The organism is Streptomyces sp. NPDC051907, from assembly GCF_040681075.1.
GTDB lineage: Bacteria > Actinomycetota > Actinomycetes > Streptomycetales > Streptomycetaceae > Streptomyces.
The window spans coordinates 44736-51158 of record NZ_JBFAYB010000065.1; the positions used below are offsets into that span (position 1 = coordinate 44736).

Sequence of the window (6423 nt, forward strand, 5' to 3'; positions counted from 1 at the left end):
CTCGGCCGCGTGTGCTGTTGTGGGATCGTCGCGTGTCAGATCAAAGGGTATCCGGTCCCGAGGGGTGTTGCCGTCCACCTGCGCCGGACCCGCGGGTACGCTCGCCAGCGGCGTTGATCACTGCTCACGAGGGAGACACACGTGGGGCGCACCGGGACGACACGCAGACGTGCGCTCGTGGTGAGCGGGGCGGCGGCCGCCGCGGTGTTGACGGGCTGTTCGAGTGAACCGGCGGACGGGGGGCGTACGCAGGACGCGGCCGCCGACCCGGCGCGCGCGCAGGCCGCGCGGGCCGCGCAGAAGCGGCGGCTCGCCGCGGCGAGCGGCGCGCTGCGGGACCGGTACGACGCCGTCATCGCCCAGCACCCCACGCTGGCCGGGCAGTTGAAGGATCTGCGGGCCGCCGCGGCCGAGCACGCCGAGGCGCTCGGCGGCCGCCGCCCGGCCTCCCGTCCCGGCGTCCCCGCCGAGGCGGGGGCGGCGCTGAAGGAGCTGGCCGCGGCCGAGCGCGGCGCGTCCGCCGCCTACACGGCCGCGCTCATGGACGCGGAGCCGGAGCTGGCACGGCTGTACGCCTCGGTGGCCGCGGCCGGGGCGGCGCACGCGTATCTGCTGACGAAGGGGCCGGGGCGATGACCGCGCTGGACGCCGTGCAGGCCGCGCTCGCCGCGGAGCACGCCGCCGTGTACGGGTACGGGGTCGTCGGCGCCCGGGTCGGCGAGGACCGCGCGGACGAGGCGGCGGCGGCGCACGGAGCGCACCGGGCGCGGCGGGACGCGCTCGCGCGCGCCGTGCGCGACCTGGGCGGTAGACCGGCGGCCGCCGAGGCGGCGTACGCTCTGCCCTTCGCCGTGCCGGACACGGCGGCGGCTGTGCGCCTCGCGGCGCAGCTGGAGGACCGGGTCGCGGGCGTCTACTCCGATCTCGTACGGGCCGCGGAGGGACCGCTGCGGCGGCAGGCCGCCGAGGCGCTGCTGGAGGCGGCGGTCCGCGCGGTGCGCTGGCGGGGCAGCGGCGTAGCCTTTCCGGGGCTCGCCGAGCGGACGCGGACTGTGAGAGAGCGCTGAAAGGGAACGACGAACGCATGGCTTTCGAACCGCCGGAGCGGCTCGTGCGGGCACTCGGGGAGAGTGACCCATGGCTGGGGCAGCTGCCCACGCTCGCCAAGGGGGCGGTGGACCGACTCGGGCTCGAGGTCGAGCGGGTGGTGGCGCCGGGGGGCAGGAGCGCTCTGGTCCTGCTCGTACGGCGGCCCGACGGCGAGGCGGCGGCGCTGAAGCTCTGCCCGCCGGCCGCGGCGCCCGGGCTGGAGCGTGCCGCGCTGGAGCACTGGGACGGCTGGGGCGCGGTGCGTCTGCTCTCCGCCGACGACGCCGACGACGGCCTTCTGCTGCTGGAGCGGCTGCACACCGAGGTGTCCCTGCGCTCCCTGCCGGAGGCGAAGGCGCTGCTGGAGGCGGCGGGGACGGTGCGGAGGCTATGGGTCGAGCCGCCCGCCGACTGGCAGGCGCACGGCTTCGAGACGGTCGCTGAGCGGACGGCGCGTCAGGCCGGGGCGGTGCGGGCGTTCGGGGAGGACCCGAGTGCGGCGGCGCTGGTGTCGGCGGCGCTGGCCGTGCGCGACGAGTTGACGGCGCTGCCGCCCGAAGTCGTCCTGCTGCACGGCAACTTCCGCCAGGGCAAGGTGCTGGCGGCGGACCGCACGCCGTGGCTCGCGGTGGGTCCGGAGCCGCTGGTAGGCGAGCGCGCCTACGATCTGGCGCGGCTGGCCCGGGACCGGGTGGAGGACCTGATCGCCTCCTCGGCGGGCGCCTCGGCGGCGCGGCGCCGGGTGAACAAGCTGGCCGACTCGCTCGAGGTGGACCGCGAGCGGCTGCGCGGCTGGACCCTGTTCCGGGCCGTGGAGTCGGCGGTCAGGGCCATCGCGGCGGGGAGACGGCAGGAGGGCGAGCTGTCCCTGGAGTTCGCGGGCTGGCTCTAGCCGGCCGCCGGGCGACCCGACCCTGGAGTCCGCCGGCCGGCTCCAGCCGGCCAATGGGCGACCCGACAGTTCCCCGGCTGCCTACAGCCCGCCCATGGGCAACCCGACCCTGGAGTACACGGGCCGACTCCAGCCAGCCGCCGGGCGACCCGACCCTGGAGTCCGCCGGCCGGCTCCAGCCGGCCAATGGGCGACCCGACAGTTCCCCGGCTGCCCACAGCCCGCCCATGGGCAACCCGACCCTGGAGTACACGGGCCGACTCCAGCCAGCCGCCGGGCGACCCGACCCTGGAGCTCGCGGGCCGGCTCCAGCCAGCCGCCGGCCGCGGCCGACGAGGCTGCGGGCCTGGGGGCGTCGCCCCCAGGCCCGCAGGCTCGTCCAGGCCCAGTCTCCGCTAGCCCCGCAGGCGGGCGATCGCCTCCGCGACCGGGAGCTCCTCCCGCTCCCCGGTGCGCCGGTCCTTCAGCTCCACGACGCCCTCGGCCGAGCGGCGCCCGGCCACCAGGATGTGGGGCACGCCGAGCAGCTCCGCGTCCGTGAACTTCACGCCCGGGGAGACCCCGGGGCGCTCGTCCACCAGCACCCGCAGGCCCGCGGCGGCCAGCTGGTCCGCCACGTCGAGGGCGAGCTCGGTCTGGAGCGCCTTGCCCGCGGCCACCACGTGGACGTCGGCGGGGGCGATCTCCCGCGGCCAGCACAGGCCCTTGTCGTCGGCCGTCTGCTCGGCCAGCGCGGCCACGGCGCGCGAGACGCCGATGCCGTACGAGCCCATCGTCACGCGGACCGGCTTGCCGTTCTGGCCCAGGACGTCGAGCTGGAAGGCGTCCGCGTACTTGCGGCCCAGCTGGAAGATATGGCCGATCTCGATCGCCCGGTCCAGCTTCAGGCCGGTGGCGCACGTCGGGCAGGGGTCGCCCTCCTCGACCACGACGACGTCGAAGTAGTCGTCGACCTGGAAGTCCCGGCCCGCGACGACGTTCTTCGCGTGCTTGCCCTCCTTGTTGGCGCCGGTGATCCACGCGGTGCCGGGGGCGATCCGGGGGTCGGCGATGTAGCGGACCTTCTCCAGGCCCTGCGGGCCGACGTAGCCGCGGACCAGGTCCGGGCGGTCCACGAAGTCCTCGGCGGTGACCAGCTCGACCTGGGCCGGCGCCAGGTGGTCGCCGAGCTTGCCCAGGTCGACCTCGCGGTCGCCGGGCACGCCGACCGCGACGATCTCGCCGTCGACCTTGACCAGCAGGTTCTTCAGGGTCGCCGACGCGGGGACGCCCAGGTGCTCGGCGAGCGTCTCGATGGTGGGGGTGTCGGGGGTGTCCAGCTCCTCGACGGGGCCGTGCGCCGCGGCGTCCTGCGCCTCGGTGCTGAACGTCACCGCCTCGGTGTTCGCCGCGTAGTCGCACGAGGGGCAGTAGACGAAGGTGTCCTCGCCCGCCGCCGCCGGGGCCAGGAACTCCTCGGACGCCGAGCCGCCCATGGCGCCCGAGACCGCGGAGACGATCTTGTGCTGGAGCCCGAGGCGCTCGAAGATCCGGACGTACGCCTCGCGGTGCAGGGCGTAGGAGTCGCCGAGGCCCTCGTCGGTGGTGTCGAAGGAGTACGAGTCCTTCATCAGGAACTCGCGGCCGCGCAGGATGCCCGAGCGGGGACGCGCCTCGTCGCGGTACTTCGACTGGATCTGGTAGAGGATCACCGGCAGGTCCTTGTAGGACGTGCACTGGTCCTTGACCAGCTGGGTGAAGATCTCCTCGTGCGTCGGGCCGAGGAGGTAGTCCGCGCCCTTGCGGTCCTTGAGCCGGAACAGCTCGGGGCCGTACTCCTCCCAGCGCCCGGTGGCCTCGTACGGCTCCTTGGGCAGGACGGCCGGCAGCAGCACCTCCTGCGCGCCGATCTCGTCCATCTCCTCGCGCACCACGCGCGTGACGTTCTCCAGGACCTTCTTGCCCAGCGGCAGCCAGGACCAGATGCCCGCGGCGTTGCGCCTGACGTAGCCGGCGCGCACCAGGAGCTTGTGGCTGAGCGTCTCGGCGTCCGCCGGGTCGTCGCGCAGTGTCTTGACCATCAGACGGGACATGCGCTGGACCTGGGCCATGGGGAAATCTCCTGCGTCAAGAAAGAGTGATGCTCAGGAGGTTAGCCGGGCGGCCCGGGCGGGCGGAAATCAGTTCGCGCGCAGCAGCGGGAGCGGGGCCCCCATCACGGCGTACGGACTGGGCGCGCTGGGGAACATCACCTGGCGCGCGAGGTCCTGGTAGCCGAGCGTGCGGTACAGGCCGCGGGCGGGGCTCTCGACGTCGATGGCCGAGAGGATGGAGCGCGGCTGGTCGGCCTCGTCCGTGATCTTCGTGATGAGGGTCCGGCCGATGCCCCGGCCCTGGAAGTCGGGGTGGACGTGGAGCTCGGTGATGACGAAGGCGTCGTCCAGCCAGCTGTCGGCGCCGTTGCCGCGCAGATAGGGCTCGACGACGGTGGACCACCAGTGGGTGCGGTCGTTCGGCATGCCGTATACGAATCCGACCAGGCGTCCCGACTCCGTCGTCGCGCCGAGCGCGCGCGCCCCGGGGTCCATCAGGTGCCGTAGGACGATGAAGCGGCGCACGTCGATCTCGTCGTCGCTGAGACCGAAGGCGAGGGCCTGCACCGCGAGGGCCTCGTCCACCCGGTCGGAGAGATCGACCGGGCCGATCACGACGCTCGGGGTCTCGGGTCCGCCGTCGAAGAGTGCTGCCATGCCGGGAACCCTACTTGGCGCCGCGCGCGGTCCAAACAGCGCGTTCCCACGGATCGGGGCCGCGCGCCGGGCGGTTGTCCCCTCCGGCGCCTGCGGATCGGGGGGAGGCGGACTCAGAACAGGACGCTCATGAACGCGCCGACCTCGCGGAAGCCGACCCGTCGGTAGGAGGCCCGCGCGGCGGTGTTGTAGTCGTTGACGTACAGGCTGACCACCGGCGCGACGTCGGCGAGGGCGTAGCGCAGCACGGCCGCCATCCCGGTCTCCGACAGTCCCCGGCCGCGGTACTCGGGCGCGACCCAGACCCCCTGGATCTGGCAGGCCTGCGGCGTCGCCGCGCCGATCTCGGCTTTGAAGACGACCTTGCCCTCGTCGTCGACGCGGGCGAACGACCGTCCGGCGGCGACGAGTTCGGCCACCCGCGCCTGGTAGAGCAGCCCGCCGTCGCCGGTCATCGGCGAGATGCCGACCTCCTCGGTGAACATGGCCACGCACGCCGGCATGATCACGCTCATCTCGTCCTTGCGGACGCGGCGGACCAGCGGGTCCGGCTCGATGTGGTCGGAGAGCCGCTCGGTGACCATCAGGGGCTGATGGCCGCGTACGTCTCTGGCCGGGCCCCAGCTGGGCTCGAGCAGCCGCCACAGCTGGGAGGTGGGCTCGGCGGGGCCGACGATGGAGGAGCAGCGGCGGCCGGCTCTGCGGGCTCGGTCGGCGAAGCCGCGCACGGCTTCGGGGGTGGCGCAGATGGGGACGAGGTTGGCGCCGGAGTAGCAGAGCGAGCGGAGCCGCCCGTCCGCGTACCAGCCCCACATCTCGCCGCCGAGTCGCCAGGGGTCGAGTCCGGCGACCTGCACGCGGGACGTGACGAAGGCGTTCGCCACGGGCTCGCTCTCGAGGATGGCGAGCGCTGCGCCGAGGTCACTGGGGTCGAGGACCCGGGTGGTGGTCTGCGTCAACACGAGGGGGCCTCACCATACGGTCTGCTGGTCTTGGCACTGTACCTGCCAGGTCGGCGGGGTGCCGAGCCCAGCAGAAGGCCCCGCGCACGCCAGGGGCGGGTGCGGGGCCGAGTGCTCGGTCGCAGCGGGTGGGTCAGCTGACCGACACCTCGGGCTCGCCGGAGGCGATGCCGTCCCGCTCCATCTGCTCCGCGATCTTGAGCGCCTCTTCGATGAGGGTCTCGACGATCTTCGACTCCGGGACCGTCTTGATCACCTCGCCCTTGACGAAGATCTGCCCCTTGCCGTTGCCGGACGCCACGCCCAGGTCAGCCTCGCGCGCCTCGCCCGGACCGTTCACCACACAGCCCATCACCGCCACGCGCAGCGGGACCTCCATGCCGTCCAGACCCGCGGCCACCTGGTCGGCCAGCTTGTACACGTCCACCTGCGCGCGCCCGCACGACGGACACGAGACGATCTCCAGCCGCCGCTGCTTGAGGTTCAGGGACTCCAGGATCTGCAGCCCCACCTTGACCTCCTCGGCCGGCGGCGCCGACAGCGAGACCCGGATCGTGTCCCCGATCCCCTCGCTCAGCAGCGCCCCGAACGCCACCGCGGACTTGATCGTGCCCTGGAACGCCGGACCCGCCTCCGTCACGCCCAGGTGCAGCGGGTAGTCGCACTGCGCCGCCAGCTGACGGTAGGCGTTGACCATCACCACCGGGTCGTTGTGCTTCACCGAGATCTTGATGTCGCGGAAGCCGTGCTC

General features: G+C 73.6%; 7 protein-coding genes. 3 read left to right on the forward strand and 4 right to left on the reverse strand.

All coding sequences use genetic code 11. From position 1 onward, the window contains the following. The first annotated feature begins 141 nt into the window (after positions 1–141). The 3 genes from AB0M39_RS28285 to AB0M39_RS28295 are packed head-to-tail and all read left to right on the forward strand — an operon-like array spanning position 142 to position 1981. Positions 142–636, forward strand: a complete 495-nt coding sequence (locus AB0M39_RS28285; protein WP_365368756.1) for a hypothetical protein — start codon at positions 142–144, stop codon at positions 634–636. Continuing rightward, positions 633–1067: a DUF4439 domain-containing protein gene (locus AB0M39_RS28290; protein ID WP_365368758.1), complete on the forward strand. Its 435-nt coding sequence runs from the start codon at positions 633–635 to the stop codon at positions 1065–1067. Before AB0M39_RS28285 ends, AB0M39_RS28290 begins: the two co-directional genes overlap by 4 nt. 17 nt (positions 1068–1084) lie before the next feature. After that, the gene (locus AB0M39_RS28295; protein WP_365368759.1) at positions 1085–1981 is read left to right on the forward strand and encodes an aminoglycoside phosphotransferase family protein; all 897 of its coding nucleotides are present in this window, start codon (positions 1085–1087) and stop codon (positions 1979–1981) included. A 395-nt stretch (positions 1982–2376) separates the two neighbouring features. On the opposite strand, the gene AB0M39_RS28300 is transcribed toward AB0M39_RS28295, so the two are convergent. The 4 genes from AB0M39_RS28300 to AB0M39_RS28315 all read right to left on the reverse strand — a co-directional run. Next, complete coding sequence (locus AB0M39_RS28300) at positions 2377–4071, reverse strand: proline--tRNA ligase (protein ID WP_365368760.1); 1695 nt, start codon at positions 4069–4071, stop codon at positions 2377–2379. 69 nt (positions 4072–4140) lie between these two features. Beyond that, positions 4141–4710, reverse strand: coding sequence for a GNAT family N-acetyltransferase (locus AB0M39_RS28305; RefSeq protein ID WP_365368761.1), 570 nt, complete (start codon positions 4708–4710; stop codon positions 4141–4143). A 113-nt stretch (positions 4711–4823) separates the two neighbouring features. Beyond that, a complete protein-coding gene (locus AB0M39_RS28310) occupies positions 4824–5672 on the reverse strand; it encodes a GNAT family N-acetyltransferase (RefSeq protein WP_365368762.1) in 849 nt (282 codons plus the stop codon). A 133-nt stretch (positions 5673–5805) separates the two neighbouring features. Beyond that, on the reverse strand, positions 5806–6423 hold a 618-nt coding region (locus AB0M39_RS28315; protein WP_365368763.1), incomplete at its 5' end, for a flavodoxin-dependent (E)-4-hydroxy-3-methylbut-2-enyl-diphosphate synthase.